Source organism: Caproiciproducens galactitolivorans (assembly GCF_029266045.1).
Lineage (GTDB): Bacteria > Bacillota > Clostridia > Oscillospirales > Acutalibacteraceae > Caproiciproducens > Caproiciproducens galactitolivorans.
Window position 1 is genome coordinate 1 of record NZ_JAJUFJ010000014.1, and the last position, 15,381, is coordinate 15,381.

13 protein-coding genes are annotated in these 15,381 nt (G+C 51.5%); 8 read left to right on the top strand and 5 right to left on the bottom strand.

The window, feature by feature from the left end; all coding sequences use genetic code 11:
• Positions 1-379: 379 nt before the first annotated feature.
• Together P9B68_RS10030 and P9B68_RS10035 are read left to right on the top strand one after the other, a co-directional pair.
• Complete coding sequence (locus P9B68_RS10030) at positions 380-826, top strand: cell wall hydrolase (RefSeq protein WP_135659054.1); 447 nt, start codon at positions 380-382, stop codon at positions 824-826.
• Positions 827-841: 15 nt separating this feature from the next.
• On the top strand, positions 842-1,543 hold the full coding sequence (locus P9B68_RS10035) for a hypothetical protein (protein WP_243112962.1): 702 nt from the start codon (positions 842-844) through the stop codon (positions 1,541-1,543).
• 69 nt (positions 1,544-1,612) lie between these two features.
• On the opposite strand, the gene P9B68_RS10040 is transcribed toward P9B68_RS10035, so the two are convergent.
• Positions 1,613-2,434 (bottom strand): hypothetical protein, encoded by an 822-nt coding sequence (locus tag P9B68_RS10040; protein WP_135659056.1) that lies wholly within the window; start codon positions 2,432-2,434, stop codon positions 1,613-1,615.
• A gap of 148 nt (positions 2,435-2,582) precedes the next feature.
• On the opposite strand from P9B68_RS10040, the gene P9B68_RS10045 reads away from it, so the two are divergent.
• Both P9B68_RS10045 and P9B68_RS10050 read left to right on the top strand, forming a co-directional pair.
• Positions 2,583-3,833 (top strand): ATP-binding protein, encoded by a 1,251-nt coding sequence (locus P9B68_RS10045; protein WP_277668960.1) that lies wholly within the window; start codon positions 2,583-2,585, stop codon positions 3,831-3,833.
• Between the two features lie 23 nt (positions 3,834-3,856).
• Complete coding sequence (locus P9B68_RS10050; RefSeq protein ID WP_135659058.1) at positions 3,857-5,050, top strand: peptidoglycan-binding protein; 1,194 nt, start codon at positions 3,857-3,859, stop codon at positions 5,048-5,050.
• A 102-nt stretch (positions 5,051-5,152) separates the two neighbouring features.
• On the opposite strand, the gene P9B68_RS10055 is transcribed toward P9B68_RS10050, so the two are convergent.
• The 4 genes from P9B68_RS10055 to P9B68_RS10070 form a co-directional block, all read right to left on the bottom strand.
• Complete coding sequence (locus P9B68_RS10055; RefSeq protein WP_243112964.1) at positions 5,153-5,998, bottom strand: C40 family peptidase; 846 nt, start codon at positions 5,996-5,998, stop codon at positions 5,153-5,155.
• Positions 5,967-6,767 carry a serine hydrolase gene (locus tag P9B68_RS10060; protein WP_167875178.1) on the bottom strand — a complete coding sequence of 267 codons (801 nt, stop codon included), beginning with the start codon at positions 6,765-6,767 and terminating at the stop codon, positions 5,967-5,969. Before P9B68_RS10060 ends, P9B68_RS10055 begins: the two co-directional genes overlap by 32 nt.
• A 4-nt stretch (positions 6,768-6,771) precedes the next feature.
• The gene (locus tag P9B68_RS10065; protein WP_135659065.1) at positions 6,772-7,686 is read right to left on the bottom strand and encodes a S66 peptidase family protein; all 915 of its coding nucleotides are present in this window, start codon (positions 7,684-7,686) and stop codon (positions 6,772-6,774) included.
• A gap of 295 nt (positions 7,687-7,981) precedes the next feature.
• Positions 7,982-9,070: a dipeptide epimerase gene (locus P9B68_RS10070; protein ID WP_135659067.1), complete on the bottom strand. Its 1,089-nt coding sequence runs from the start codon at positions 9,068-9,070 to the stop codon at positions 7,982-7,984.
• Positions 9,071-9,659: 589 nt separating this feature from the next.
• On the opposite strand from P9B68_RS10070, the gene P9B68_RS10075 reads away from it, so the two are divergent.
• From P9B68_RS10075 to P9B68_RS10090, 4 genes are all read left to right on the top strand, one after another.
• A complete protein-coding gene (locus P9B68_RS10075) occupies positions 9,660-10,739 on the top strand; it encodes a galactose ABC transporter substrate-binding protein (RefSeq protein ID WP_135659402.1) in 1,080 nt (359 codons plus the stop codon).
• Between the two features lie 110 nt (positions 10,740-10,849).
• Positions 10,850-12,349: a sugar ABC transporter ATP-binding protein gene (locus P9B68_RS10080; protein WP_277668961.1), complete on the top strand. Its 1,500-nt coding sequence runs from the start codon at positions 10,850-10,852 to the stop codon at positions 12,347-12,349.
• Positions 12,350-12,377: 28 nt separating this feature from the next.
• Positions 12,378-13,601, top strand: coding sequence for a galactose/methyl galactoside ABC transporter permease MglC (gene mglC / locus P9B68_RS10085; RefSeq protein WP_135659406.1), 1,224 nt, complete (start codon positions 12,378-12,380; stop codon positions 13,599-13,601).
• Between the two features lie 149 nt (positions 13,602-13,750).
• Positions 13,751-15,352, top strand: coding sequence for a response regulator (locus P9B68_RS10090; RefSeq protein ID WP_135659408.1), 1,602 nt, complete (start codon positions 13,751-13,753; stop codon positions 15,350-15,352).
• The last annotated feature ends 29 nt before the right edge of the window (positions 15,353-15,381 follow it).

Sequence of the window (15,381 nt, forward strand, 5' to 3'; positions counted from 1 at the left end):
GCCTCCATATTCTATTTTAATACACCGAGCCTTTCGAAAAAGTCAAGGCAAAGTGTAGAAAAACCGTAGAAATCGGTAAAAAGCTAAATTTTCAAAATCCCGCAAACCCGCGAAAACTCAAGGGTTTCCCGCATTTTCAAAACAACTGACCGAGTGGATTTCGAGTCAGGCCCGTTATGACCACTTCGATACGCTTCCTTATGAACTTGACCTGCGAAAAACGCTACCTATACATTTTACGGATTTGTCTGCTAAATGTCAAGTGTTTTTCGGTTTTCCAAAATCCATAAAAATATTCCTCGATTTCCGTAGATATTGTGCCATGCGGAGCAAGGGGGACATATTATGCAGTAAAACAAACTTATGAATAGGTGATTATATGCCCTTAACAACCAGAGAACTTTTTGCAAAGCTCCTGAAATGCGAGGCCGAAGGGGAAGGGGACAACGGCATGCGCGCGGTGGCTTCTATTGTTATGAACCGGGCAAATGTGGATTACGGGGAGTTTGCCCGCATCAGCCAGGGCGGAAATGTACGCAATATCATTGAACAGCCCAATCAGTTTACATGCATGAAAGAAACCATAGGCGGTGCTTACAATGCGCAGAACGTGTGGAATATGGACCCGGATGAAATTGAATACGAAATAGCGGATTGGGCCCTTGCCGGCAATACGGCTTCCTCGGTCGGCCCGTGCCTTTTTTACTTTAATCCGTACAGCCCGCAATGTCCCCCGTATTTTCCCAAAAACCGTGCGGGCGTCATTTATAACCGGATAAATCAGCATTGTTTTTACAGCCCAACCGAAGTTTATGCGAACACTTGACAAAAGGAGGATATTATGGACAACAACCGTTCCAATGAAGAATATTCAAAAACGCCCTGCGCCGGATGCCAGGGTGCCGGCATGCCGACAGGGCTTTCCATACAGAGCACGATGCCTACGTTAGAGGATGTTGCAAGCTATAACTATATGAATCCGCTGCAGAAGCAGCAATTCAGCCAGCAACTAAAGGAAATGGGGAGCAGCCATCCTTCGATTCCGGGCACAAGTCGCAACAGCGGGGTACAGCCCCCTTTGCTGGCTGCCGGGATCGGCGGCGCCGCAATGGGCATCACGGCGGAGCCTGCGGCTCCAGGTCAGTTTCCGGGAATGATGACCCAATCGGTTCCTGGTAGCGGAACCGTCCCGACGGGCAGTACACAAACGGGCCAGATGCAAAGAATGCCCGCGTCACCGGCCGCTCAGGCGGCTCTGCTTCCGGCGGCCACCGGCAGCGTAATGAGTCCCGGTTTGAACCAGGCCCCGCCCCAGTCGGTTACGATCAACGCCGATAGCCTGCAATATTTAAATGGTTTTCTGCGCACGCAGATCGGTAGACCCGTTCTCGTGGAATTCCTGATCGGTACAAATACGCTGGTCGACCGGTCGGGCACGCTGCTTGGCGTTGGCGTAAACTATATCCTGTTGCAGGAAGCGGAAACCGACGACCTTCTGGCATGCGACTTTTATAATATAAAATTCATTAAATTTTACTATTAAATTATTGTCTCCCTTGCCGGGCAATGCCAAAGGGCAAGGCCAGACAAGGGAGTAAAAACCGGCGATTGCTTAACCGGCGGCTTGCACAGTTTGCGCGGCGGCGGCGTCGGGGGGCAGCGATACGGCGGGGGCTTTGCCGATATCCGTAATATCCCCGCTGGTTACGCACCGGGATACATTCACTTTTATTCTGCTGCCGTCAATCGACTGGAATATTTTATTGACTGCTTCCGTAGCGTCCAGTTCCAGCCGGACAATCTGCCCGGTGGATTCGTCAAGATAGGCGTAGCCGTAAACCGTGGGCGCGTTTTCAAGAAGGGTTTGCACAATGGTTTTTGAACCCTCGCCCATCCCCGTTGCGGTAACAATGTTTTCTACCGTGCTGCGGAGCACATCGCTCTGGAAAGTAAGTTCGATTTTATGTACTTTGCGGGAATTGATTTTCGTTTCCCGTACGTATTTTTGGCTGGATATACTGTCCGTTAGGCGCAGGATATCGATTTGTTCCAACGGCGTGGTGCCCACGCCTTCAGATGAGGTTTTCTGCCAGCCGCTTCCGGCGTTGGAGTAAAACCACACGCCGTCCTCATCGGTTACGGTATAGGAAACGCTGGTGTTTGCCGTGTTGCCCAGAAGGGTGTTTTGGGTGGATTTCAATGCAAACGGCTTTGCCCAATAAACACAGTTTGCATTTGTTTTGAAAACATTCTGTTTGCCGTTTGCCGTAAAAACCAGTTCACTAATATAGGTGGCGCTGCAGTTCTGGATTGCGTTCGTGTTTGTTTTTGCCTCACGCATCAGAACGTCCGCGTCGGCCTTTTTTTCGCACGCGGACAGGCCCACAACAAGAACCGCCGCGAAGAGAAACAGGATCGCTTTTTGTATTTTCATGGTAACCCTCATTCATTTGCTTCTGTTTATTATAATAGCAAATCTTTATCCGAATCGCAACCCAAATCCTCCTGATAACTTGACATAATACCTGCGATAAGGGTAAAATAACAAAGATAGCGGTCTTATATGACATAAGGAGCAAAATATGAACGAGATGAAGCGGGCCGCAATGCAAATGGCGTCCCTTTCTATTTATAAAGGAATTTTAAATCGCACCGTTCCCAAGGCTTTGTACCGCCTTCTCTGGTCCTGCGACAGGACGGAGGAGGAATTTCTGAACGCTTGGGGCGATTTTTTCGCTGTGCTGTGCGAACGCGGCTGTAGCGAAAACCTCTCGGAATGCATCACAGCAACGGCGCTGTTTGATCAAAACGCGTATTCGCTTGCCGCCACCGCGGGGCAGACGGAATTTCCGCCGACGATGATGGAGGCGGTGGAGCGCGATCTGAGAATTATTTTGGAGGTTTCCTCACTTACACCGCAGGAAATTATCGGGAGCTGCCAGTTCGGGCAGCAGGCGGAAGCCCTTGCGCTGCCGCAGTGGAAAACCGGGGAACCGGTAGAAGCGCTGCGGGGCGACTTAAAAGAATGCATCCGCAAAATGACGGAATATTACCGCCAAAACGGCTGCGGGATGTATGCGCGTTACCGTGCGTTTATCTGGCGCGAGAAAAGGATTGAGCCGGTCGCCTATCCCGACAAAACCACGCTGGCCGATTTAAAGGGCTATGAGCAGCAGCGCAGTCTGGCGATAAACAATACCCTGTCTTTTCTGCAGGATCTTCCCGCAAATAACTGCCTGCTGTACGGCGACCGCGGAACGGGGAAATCCTCCACCGTAAAGGCGCTTTTAAACGAGTATTCTTCCAGGGGGCTGCGCATGATCGAAATGCCGAAGGAATATCTGATGGATTTTCCGCTCTTGGTCGATCAGATTGCCGCAATCCCGATGAAATTCATTATTTTTATTGACGATCTGTCCTTTTCCAAGCAAAATGATACCTATGCCGCGCTGAAAGCGGTTCTGGAGGGCGGCCTTGCCGCCCGGCCGGAAAACACGCTGATTTACGCGACTTCCAACCGCCGCCATCTGGTTCGTGAAACCTTTTCCGACCGCGACGGCGACGAGGTGCACCGGGGGGACTCCATGCAGGAAAGCCTTTCGCTGGCCGACCGGTTCGGCCTTTCCATTGGCTTTACCCTGCCGGATAAGGAACATTATCTGGAAATTGTGCGCCAGCTTGCGAAACAGAGAAAGCTGAATATAGCGAGAGAAGAACTGGAATTTTACGCGGAACGATGGGCGACCACGCGCGGAGGGCGTTCACCACGCTGCGCAAGGCAGTTTATCAGGGACGCGGAAGCGCGCGTCCGCCGTGGGCAGGGGCTTGCGTAGCCGCTGCAGAAAGGAGCGAAAATATGCTGAAAAGATTGACAGCTTTTTTTCTGAGCGTAATACTTGCCGCGGGCGCGTTGACTGCCTGCGGGTCGAAAAACGATATTTCTTCCGGCGCGGGGGAAAAGGATTTCCCTGTTAAAATCGGGGATGTAACGATCCATCGGGAACCCTCCGGCGTTGCGGTGCTTTCGCCCAATCTTGCGGACGTGGTTCTCGCGATGGATTATGAGATTTCCTTAAAGGCGAAGAGCGTGGAATGTACCCAGAGCGATCTGTCGGTTCTGCCGAACGTAACACTAGATGAGGCGCAGAAAATTAAGGATTTGGGAGCGGATTTGGTGCTCACCGACAAAAAGCCCTCCGAGGCGCAGATAGAGGCGATGAACAAAGCGGGCATTACCGTTTTGACCATCCGCGCAGCCACCAGCCGGGAAGACCTTGACCGCCTTTACTCAGAGGTGGGTTCGGCACTAAAAGGCGCGAAAACCGGGTATGAAAAGGGACAGAAAACATCCCAGAGTATTTTTCTGACGATTGACGATATTAGCCGGATTATCCCGCACAGCAACAAGCCGATTACGGTGGCCTATCTGTTTGATGCGGATGGCGGGGTGGTTACCGGCGACACCTTGCAGGGAAAGCTCATTGAATCGGCAGGGCTGATTAATGCCGCTTCGGGCGGAACCGGAAATAAAATGCCTGTGAGCGAACTGCTGATTGCGAACCCGCAGTACATATTTTGCCCGACCGGCGTGAAGGCAAAGCTGGAAGCGTCCGCGGAATATAAAAAGCTGGACGCTGTGAAATCGGGCAAGGTCTATGAAATGAATCCGAACCTCATGCTCCTGCAGGGCAGGGGAATGGTGGATGCGGTTACCTTTATCGCCGGGAAAGTCTATCCGCAGCTTACAGAAGGGACGAACATTTCCGGTACGTCCTCTGCTTCCTTCACAACGGGCGGCGCATCCGGATCGATGGACACGTCGATCACGCTGAAAAAGGGCGACAAGAACGACAATGTCCTAAAAATGCAGAAGCGTCTGCAGGAGCTGGGCTATATGTTCGTGAAGCCCACCGGTGAATTTGCGGAAGGAACGGAACAGAGCGTCAAGGACTTCCAGTTGCTGAACGGCATGCCGACAACCGGCATTGCCGATCCGAAAACCTTGCAAAAGATGTTTTCAAGCGACGCAAAAAAACGCACAACTCCATAAAAGCACTATTCAGAATGAAAAAGCCTCGTACAATCCCTCATGCGATGTACGGGGCTTTTATGTATCTTATTCAGTTTTTTCAGCTTTGGGACGGGGATGTCTTTAAAAGATACTGCCGCAGCAGGTCAGCTTTCCGGGCAGATCGGCGCGGAAATCGGGCGCCCGTGGGTCAAGGCTGTTGATCACCACGCCGTGGCAGTTGTTGCTTGCGGTAGCGTGGATATACCTTCCGTCCCCAAGGTACATGGCGACATGGCCGGGAAAATACAGAAGATCGCCTTCCTTGATTTCATCGAAGCCTATTTCATGTATGGGGAAACCCGGCTGAATGTGTGCGTCCCGGTAGATGATGACCCCGTTTAAAAGATAGGCCATGGAGCAAAGCCCGCTGCAGTCGATGCCCAGCGGGGTTTTTCCGCCCCAGCGGTACTGGACGCCAAGGTAGGAGCGTGTGGTTTCCGTCAGCGCTTTGCGCAGAGCCGGTTCCTCTTCTTTCTGCCATGCGGTGCGGTATTCCCCCAGAAACGCGCCCCAAAGGTAGCCTTCGCGCCCGTCGCAGAAGCGCACCCTCTGCCAGCCGTCCCCTGCTTCGCCGGCGGGGCTTAACAGGCCGCCGCGCGGGATTTCGCCGACGAGATGCCCCTGCACCTTCGGCGCATCCAGAACGTCCGCCCAGGCTTGCAGCACCACCGCCTTCGGGGCATTTGTCCATTGCCGCACAAGACAGCGGTCAAAGCAAAGGTGCCTTTCGTTTACCCAGCCCTCGTACCGGTAATGCGTGCGCACGCGAACCCACGCGCCGCATCGCTCCAGAATTTCCACAGTCATTCCGCAGAGTGCTTCGTCGGTACGTTCGCTTTTATGCGGTCCCTTCATCAGCGGCGCAATCGGAGCTTTTATCAATGCGAATTGCATCTCAAACCCCTTTGAAATATTCGTAGACTTCACGGGAAAGCCGTCCGATCAGCTTTTTGGAAACGGGGTTTTCCTTCGTGTCGTCCATGGATTCGGAAACAAAGCAGCCGAAATAATACACATTGCCGTCAAGGTAAAACAAACCCGAATCGTGGTTCAGACGATCCAGCCCGCCGGTTTTGTGCGCGGCGGTCAGCGATTCGTCCGCAATATACCGGAACGCCAGGCTGTAATCGCGCTGGCGCTTTAAAATGCCGAGCGCCCGGTCGCAGAGCTTTGGGGTCAGGATCGTCCTGCGGTGCAGGGCGGCAAAGACGGTGAGCTGGTTTATGGCGCTGGTGTAATTGTTGCGCCCCTGTTCGATTGCACCCCAATCGTGCATTTTGCGTTCCAGCACCGTGGATTCCAACTTCAGCTTCCGGCAGTACGCGTTGACGGCGTCCATGCCGAGTAGGTCGATCAGCACATTTGTGGCGGTGTTGTCGCTGGTAATAATCATCCATGTCAGAAGCTCTTCCAGGCGGTATTCCCGCACATCCCGGTCGAACACGCGGGTATCCGGCAAAATTTCCAGGGCGGGGACTGTGACCATCTGGCTCAGCTCCAGTTCGCTCTTTTGCACCTTTTCCAGCGCGGCAAGCAGAATCAGCGTTTTGATTGTGCTTGCGGCGACAACCTTTTGCTCGGCGTGAAAGGACAGAAGCGTTTGGCTGCGGGTAAAATCGTGAACGAGCAAGGAAACGTTCGCATTGCTATTATTGATTTCGTTTTCTGCGTAATCGCGTAAATTCCTTAATTTCATAAAATCAGTCCAATACATTAATTTTGCAGGAAATCGAGTTCATTTCGACGGTTTTCCCAAGCGGAAGGGACATGGACGGCATACCGTGGCCGCAGGCCATGTTCATGATGGCGGGCTTGTGTTCGGGGACAATCAGCTCCTCAAGAATCTGTTCCAGCGTCAGCGAGCGTTCCGGATTTTCCGCTTGGCATTTTGTAAAGCTTCCGAAAAGGATTCCGGCGCAGTCGCGGAATTTCCCCGCTGCTTTCAGGTGGTTCAGCATGCCGTCAATCCGGTACGGCTCCTCGCCAACATCTTCCAGAAACAGGATTTTATTGCGGGTGTCGATTTCGTACGGCGTGCCAAGCGAGGACGAAACCAGCGAAAGGTTGCCGCCGGTCAGGACGCCGCAGGCGCATCCGCCCACCAGCGTTTTCAACGGTATATTTGCGGGATTCTGCAATTCCCCGATTTTTTCCCCGAACAGGACCTTTTTCAGGCTTTGAAGGGTATATTCGTCCGGGTTCATGCAAAGCTCCGTGGAGGGCATGGGGGTATGGTAGGTGACAAAGCCGCATTTCTGGTTAAAGACGGTGTGCAGCGCGGTAATGTCGCTGTAACCGCAGAAGCACTTCGGGTTTCTGCGGATTAGGTCAAAATCGATGAGATTCATCAGGCGCTGGGCACCGTATCCGCCCCGCACGCACAGAATGCCGTCGATGGTTTTGTCTGCAAACGCGTCGCAGATGTCTTTGGCGCGCATACGGTCATCCCCAGCGAAATAGCCGTGCGCCCGGCGGCAGCTTTCAAAAATGACGGGCATTAAGGAAAGATTTTCTACCGCCCGCACGGACGGGCCGAATTTTTCTGGCAAAACCGGTCCGGAGGGCGCAATCAGCGCAACGCGCGCGCCCGGAAATAGTGGCTTGGGTGTAAACATACAATCACTCCAATGAATTTTATATTTCGCGTTATATTACACAGGTTCAGATTCGTTTGAAAGGCCGGGCTGCCCGGGTGCCATTTTGCACCGGTTCATTTTTTAGCCGAATAATCGTGCATGACCGGGTTTGTCCGCATGCCAACAACCTGTAACGGCTCCGCCAAAACAGCGGAGCCATTAAAAAAGAAATGGATTCTCTTGTAAACAATGTTTTTTCCTTTGCGGCGCTCTGCTTTCCTTTTCGCAGCGGCGTATTATCCGCCTCTCGGCGTGGAAAGAAGGCGCCGCCCTTTTAACGGGATGGAAACGCGGGAACGCTTTGAATACCGATACCGGGGCGGTCGTTCATCACAATCCGGCTTTCAAGGAAGTCCGGGCCGCCCTCGAACGGGTCAATTCTGCAAAGCGACGGGCCGTCCAGATCGGTGCGCGTGATAATGCTCTTTGCCGCGGCAAGGTGCGCCGCCGCGCTGACCGCCAGCTTGCTTTCCAGCATGCAGCCCATCATGCATTCTACGCCGCAGGTTTCCGCAATGGCGCAAATTTTTAAAGCGCCGTAGATTCCCCCGGCTTTCATGAGCTTAATGTTGATCAGATCCGCCGCGTGTGTGCGCAGGATTTCCATGGCGTCCCCGGCGGAAAAGACGCTTTCGTCCGCCAGAATAGGGGTGGAAACTGCCTTCGTCACCGCGCGCAGGCCGTCGATATCCTGCACCTTTACCGGCTGTTCGCAGAGTTCAATGTCCAGCCCCTCGCGCTCCAGAACGGAAAGGATACGGATCGCTTCCTTAGCGGTCCAACCCTGGTTTGCGTCCACCCGGATTTTTACATCTTTGCCGACGGCGTCCCGGATGGCGGCAATGCACTCAATATCCTTTTCGCCCTCTTGGCCGACCTTTACCTTTAGTATGCGGAAACCGCGCTTCACGGCAGAAAGGCTGTCGCGCACCATTTCGTCGATCGGATTGACGCTGATGGTCAGATCCGTTTCCAATTCCCTGCGGTACCCGCCAAGCAGGCGGTACAGCGGCACGCCGCAGCGCTTTCCAAAAAGGTCGTAAACCGCCATATCTACACAGGCCTTGGCGCTGGTGTTCTTTTGTATGCAGGTATGGAGCTTGTGCATAATCCCGTCGATATTTTCAATTTCCATGCCCAGAATGGCAGGGCGGATATAATCGCGGATGGCACAAATGATGGAACCCCTGGTGTCCCCTGTAATAACAGCGGTTGGCGGCGCTTCACCGTAACCGGTTTCACCGGTATCGGCGGTTATTTTTACAACGATATCCTCAATGGCTTCCACCGTGCGCAGCGCGGTTTTGAACGGCGTTACGAGCGGAACGGAAATCTCTCCAACTTCAATTTCTGCTATTTTCAAGCGACGGCCCCCTGCAAATCAAATGCAACTATTAAAAAACAGAAATTCATTTTATCTGAAAAACCAGAAAAATTATACCACTTAAGGGCGAAAATGTAAAGTTTGGAAATTAAAAAATGAATTTCAAGTTGATTAAAGTTTCATTACGGTTTTGTCATACTTTGTAATCCGTACAGCGGCCCGCAATATCGCCGGCAGTTCCTGTCCGGCGTGCCGGACATTTCTTATAAATCTTGTTTTTAAGGCTTTCGTGGGTTTCCCATTTTGTGTCCTTATTATAATCGTATTGAAATATTAATACAAGAAAACTTTTCCGATTTTCATACGGTTGATTAATCTGACAAATATCTATACAAATTTTTAAAAATTAAAATTAAATTATATAAATATCATAAATTTTCACATTGAATTACGTTATATTTTGCTATACAAGCAAAGAAATTTAATATAAGTCAAAAGAAAATTCTATGGATTTAAAGATTTACAAAAGTTATACTGTCTAATAGTAAGGTGCAAACCAAATGAATTTTGTGCAAATGCACAAAATTAAGTTTGCACACAATCATTATGAAAGTAGGGGGATTGTATTATGAAAAAAATAGCTGTGTTGCTTCTTGCCGTACTGATGATGGCATCTACGGTGGTTGGTTGCTCCAACTCACAGACAGACAGCAAAGCCGCACTTGCGGAAGTCAAAACCGAGAAAAACAAGGCGGATGCTTCCGATGTCAATGTTGGCGTGTGCATCTACAAATTTGACGACACATTTATGACAGGTGTCCGCAACAATATGAGCGCACAGGCCGAAACGCTGGGCGCGAAGCTGGACATCGTGGATTCCCAGAACAAACAGCCCACCCAGAATGAGCAGGTTGATACCTTTATCACAAAAGGCGTTAACGCGCTGGCAGTCAACCCGGTTGACCGTACTGCGGCCGCGCCGCTGGTTGAAAAGGCAAAAGCAGCAGGTCTTCCGATCGTTTTCCTTAACCGCGAGCCGGAAGCAAACGTTATGAAGAGCTACGACAAGGTTTGGTATGTCGGAGCGAAGGCAGAGGAGTCCGGAACCATGTCTGGCGAACTCATCGCGGATTACTTTAAAGCGAACAAGTCCGCCGACAAGAACGGCGACGGCATTATCCAGTATGTAATGCTGCAGGGCGAGCCGGGCCATCAGGATGCAACCCTTCGCACCATGTATTCCGTCAAGGCGATCGAAGACGCCGGCTTTAAGACCCAGAAGCTGGCTGCCGACACCGCAATGTGGGATAAAGTTAAGGCAACCGACCTGATGAACACCTTTATTTCCTCCCAGGGCCTTGACAAGATAGAAGCCGTTCTGGCAAACAACGACGATATGGCTCTCGGCGCAATCGAAGCACTGAAGGCACAGGGCTACAACAAAGGCGACAAATCCAAATATATCCCGGTTGTCGGTGTTGACGCAACCGCTCCAGCGCTGTCGGCCATGGCGGAAGGCTCCATGCTAGGAACCGTTCTGAACGACGGCGAAAATCAGGGCAAAGCAACGGTCAATATCGCGGTAGCCGCAGCACAGGGCAAGGAAATCAACAAGGAAACCATCGGCTATGATGTTAAAGACGGCAAATATGTTTGGATTCCGTATGTAAAGGTAACAGCGGAAAACTACAAGCAATTCCAGAAATAAGCGCGCGGATTTCCTGCTGAATTGTTATTCAGACGGTGTCTGTTCAGCGGGGGAGGGAAAGCGAAAGCTTTCCGTTCCCCGTTGATTTCAGCAAAAGGAGGGTATGGTGTATGGGCGAATATGTATTGGAAATGAATAACATAACAAAGGTATTTCCCGGCGTTAAAGCGTTGGATAACGTCAGCTTAAAGGTCCGCCGCGGCAGCGTGCACGCGCTGATGGGGGAAAACGGCGCCGGGAAATCCACACTAATGAAATGCCTTTTCGGCATTTATCAGGAAGACAGCGGCGAGATTATTTTGGACGGCAAACGTGAAAATATTACCAGCTCAAAACAGGCCCTTGATTTGGGCGTATCCATGATTCATCAGGAACTTCACCCGATTCGTTTCCGACCGGTCATGGAAAACATCTGGCTCGGCCGGTTCCCCATGCGGGGGATCGCCGTTGACAAAAAGACCATGATCCGAAAAACAAGGGAACTTTTCAAAGAAATTGAACTGGATATCAATCCGGAGACGCTGGCCGGCAATCTGTCGGCTTCCAACCTTCAACTGGTGGAAATCGCGAAGGCGGTCAGCTACAATTCGAAGATTATTATTATGGATGAACCGACATCTTCCTTAACGGATAATGAAACGGAGCATCTGTTTAAAATAATACGTCAGCTAAAGAGCAAGGGGTGCGCAATCATTTATATCTCCCATAAAATGGAGGAAATTCTGAAGATTGCCGACGAAGTCACCATCATGCGCGACGGGCAGTATGTGGGAACCTGGCCTGCCGGTGAGCTGACCACCGACCTTATCATCAGCCGCATGGTCGGTCGTGATATGACAAACCGGTTCCCGCCCCGGACGCATACCCCGGGCGACGAGGTTGTCCTTAAGGTTACGGATCTGTGCTCGCCGATCAAACGCTCCTTCCAGCATGTCAGCTTTGAGCTGCACAAGGGTGAGATCTTAGGCATCGGCGGTCTTGTGGGCGCACAGCGCACCGAACTGGTGGAAGCGCTTTTCGGGCTTCGCGCCATTGAATCGGGCGAAGTGGAAAAGGACGGCGAGGTATTTAAGGTGAAATCTGTTCAGGACGCGAAAAAGCACGGCCTTGCCCTTTTAACGGAGGAACGCCGCGCGACGGGCGTTTTCGGCATTCTTTCCGTACTTGACAACACGGTTATTGCCAGCCAGAAGCAATACGCGAAAAAGGGCGTGCTGCAAAAGCGCAAACGCCTGAAGGCGGCGGAAGAATCAAACCGGCAGCTCAACGTAAAAACCCCTTCGCTGGAAACGCTGATGCAGAACCTTTCTGGCGGTAACCAGCAGAAGGTTCTAATCGCCCGCTGGCTGCTGACGCAACCCGATATCCTCATTCTGGACGAACCGACGCGCGGCATTGACGTGGGTGCAAAGTACGAAATTTATACGATTATGATGGATTTGGTCAAACAGGGGAAGTCCATTATTATGATTTCGTCCGAAATGCCGGAGCTATTGGGTGTATCCGACCGGGTTATGGTTATGTGCGAGGGGCGCGTGTCGGGCATCTTGAGCCGCGAAGAGGCGGATCAGATCAAAGTCATGCAGCTTGCCACAAAGTTCGCCCAGTAGAGTCAGAATAGAAAGAGAGGCTGCGTATATGCAAGGAGAAAAAATTATCCCCAGACAAAAATTTGCTCTGGTTTACATAATTTCAGGATCGATCTTTTTGTTATTGGGCCTTATCCTGGAATTTTTCCTCTATTCCAAGAAAATGTATGATATGCCGTGGTTCCTGGTCGGAATAGGCGCGTGCCTGGGTATTTACGGCCTGCTGCAGATTTTGAACGCGGAGCGTATCGGAACCCACGTTGTGATTTCTCAAAAAACGATAAAAACTTTTTTAACGAACTATGCGATTATCCTCGCCTTGCTCGTGCTGGTTATTGTGATCATCTTTATTGAGCCCCGTTTCATGCAGATTCGGGTTCTCTTGGATATTATGACGCAGTCTTCCACAAGGTTGATTATCGCGTTGGGAATCTGTTTTACCCTTTTAATTGCGGGTACCGACCTTTCGGCAGGCCGCATGGTCGGCCTGGCGGCGGTTGTTTCCACCTCGCTGATGCAGACGGCGGACTATGCGAACCGGTTTTTCCCGGGGCTGCCGCAGATTCCGGTTGTGTACGCCATTTTGGCTGCCGTCGTTGTCTGTCTGCTGTTCGGCGTGCTGAACGGTTTTCTGGTTGCACAGTTCGACATGCACCCGTTCATTGCGACGCTGGCTGTGCAGGTTATTGTTTTCGGCGCGTGTTCGTTGTACTTCGATATGCCCCCGAACCATTCCCAACCGATCGGCGGCATTCGTTCCGACTTTACCAGCTTGGGACAGTTCAAATTTTTCAAGGGTTTCTTCGGAGGATTTTCCATTCTCATCCCGATCGCGCTGGTTATCACGCTGATTATTTGGTTTGTGCTGAATAAAACGGTATTCGGCAAAAACGTTTATGCAATCGGCGGCAACCGCGAAGCGGCGATTGTTTCCGGCGTAAACGTGTATGCCACCATCATGGGAATCTTCATACTCGCATCCGCCCTGTACGGGATCGGCGGTGTGCTGGAAGCTGCCCGGACCGCCGGCGCCACGAACAATTACGGCAACGGGTACGAGCTGGATGCCATTGCGGCCTGCGTGGTGGGTGGCGTTTCCCTGAACGGCGGCGTCGGAAAAATTGGCGGCATTATATCTGGTGTTCTGATTTTTACTGTCATTCAATACGGTTTGCAGTTTATCAACGTAAGCCCGATGTGGCAGCAGATTATCAAGGGAATTATCATTGCAATTGCGGTTGCAATCGATCTTTCCAAGTACAGAAAGAAATAATTCACCTTTTTACACTATTTCTGCAGAAAACCTGCGCAGATTCCTGCGCGGGTTTTTTGCAAAGAAAAATCTTTTTATTACGAACAATAAAGAGGGGTTAAGTATGATACAATACGAACAAACAGAGTTCGAATTGGAGTGAAAAATTTATGGGACTTTACCGTATTCTTCTTGCGGACGATGAAGAGGAGATACGCGAGGGCATCATAAAGAAAATTGACTGGGAAAGCCTGGGCTATACCGTTGTGGGCGACGCCGAAAACGGATTGGACGCGCTGGAAAAAGCCGAGCACCTGCGCCCGGATGTGGTGATGACGGATATTAAAATGCCGTTCATGGACGGGCTGGAGCTGGGGAGCCGCTTGCGGGATTCCATGCCCTCCACGAAGCTGATCCTGTTTTCTGGCTTCGACGATTTCGAATACGCACAGAAGGCAATCAAAATCAAAGCGGCGGAATATGTGTTAAAGCCGATTAACGCGAACGAGCTGACAGAAACGCTGAAAAAGATGAAGCAGCAGCTTGACAGCGAGTTTGCGGAGCGGCGCGACGTGGAAATGCTGCGGAAAGCCTATATGGACAGCCTCCCGGTTATGCGCGAGCAGTTTCTGGTGGGGCTGATTGAAGGCCGCATTTCGGAGGAGCGGATGCGGGCGCAGGCGCCGATGTTCCAGATCAACCTGGACGCGGAGGGCGGCTGGGCGGTCGCGGTTGTGCGTGCTGACCGCGCGCCCCTGGAAGGCGCTGTTCTGCGCGAAGAGGAGCTGATACCGATCTCGCTGCGGCGTACGGTGGACGAGATATTGGGGAATTACTGCGCCTTTACCGATTTCCTTTATTCCGACTGCGTTGCGGTCATTGCGGAGCTTTCGCCGGAAACCGGCGTCGTCCCGCTCATCCGCGGCATGAACGAGGTCTGCAAATACGCGGAGCTGGTCATGGGCGTGAAGATGGTTTCCGGAGTGGGGACGCCCTGCTCTGCGCTGGCGGATATCCGGCATTCTTACCGCGAAGCGCAGGACGCCATGGACTACTGCGCCGTGATGGGCGCGGGCAAGGCAATCTATATTTCGGACGTGGAGCCGGAAACATCCGTGAAGCTCCAGTTCGACGAGCACGACGAGCGCGAGATTTCTAGTGCTATCAAAATGGGATCGGAAGAGGAAATAAAGGAAAAAATTGGGACGTTGTTCGCGCGTTTTGAAAGGCGGCTTCTGCCTTTGAACCAGTACCAGATTTATCTGATGGAAATGGTGACTTCTTTGTTGAAGCTGATGCACGCATACGAGCTGAGTACGGAGGAAATCTTCGGGGAAAATTTCAATTATGTCAACACGATCGCGGCCCTGCGTTCTCCCGTGGAAATGAAGCAGTGGTGCACGGAATGCTGTATTCGGATCAGTATGTTGGTAAAGCATGAGCGGATTAATTCCACCCGGGTTCTGGCGCAAAACGCGAAGCAGTATATCGCGGAAAATTTCCAGAATCCGGATCTTTCCGTGGACAGCCTGTGTTCCTTTCTCCACGTAAGTCCCACTTATTTTTCAACCGTTTTCAAGCGCGAAACCGGCATGAGCTTTGTTGCGTACCTTACGGAAGTGCGTTTGCAGGAAGCGGTCAATCTTTTGAATACGACAGATGATAAAACCTATATCATAGCAGGAAAGGTCGGCTATACGGAACCGAATTATTTCAGTTATGTCTTTAAAAAGAAATTCGGCGTGTCACCTTCAAAATACAGGAACCAGTAAGATTTCGGGCGGCCGGGAAATCAGCCTTG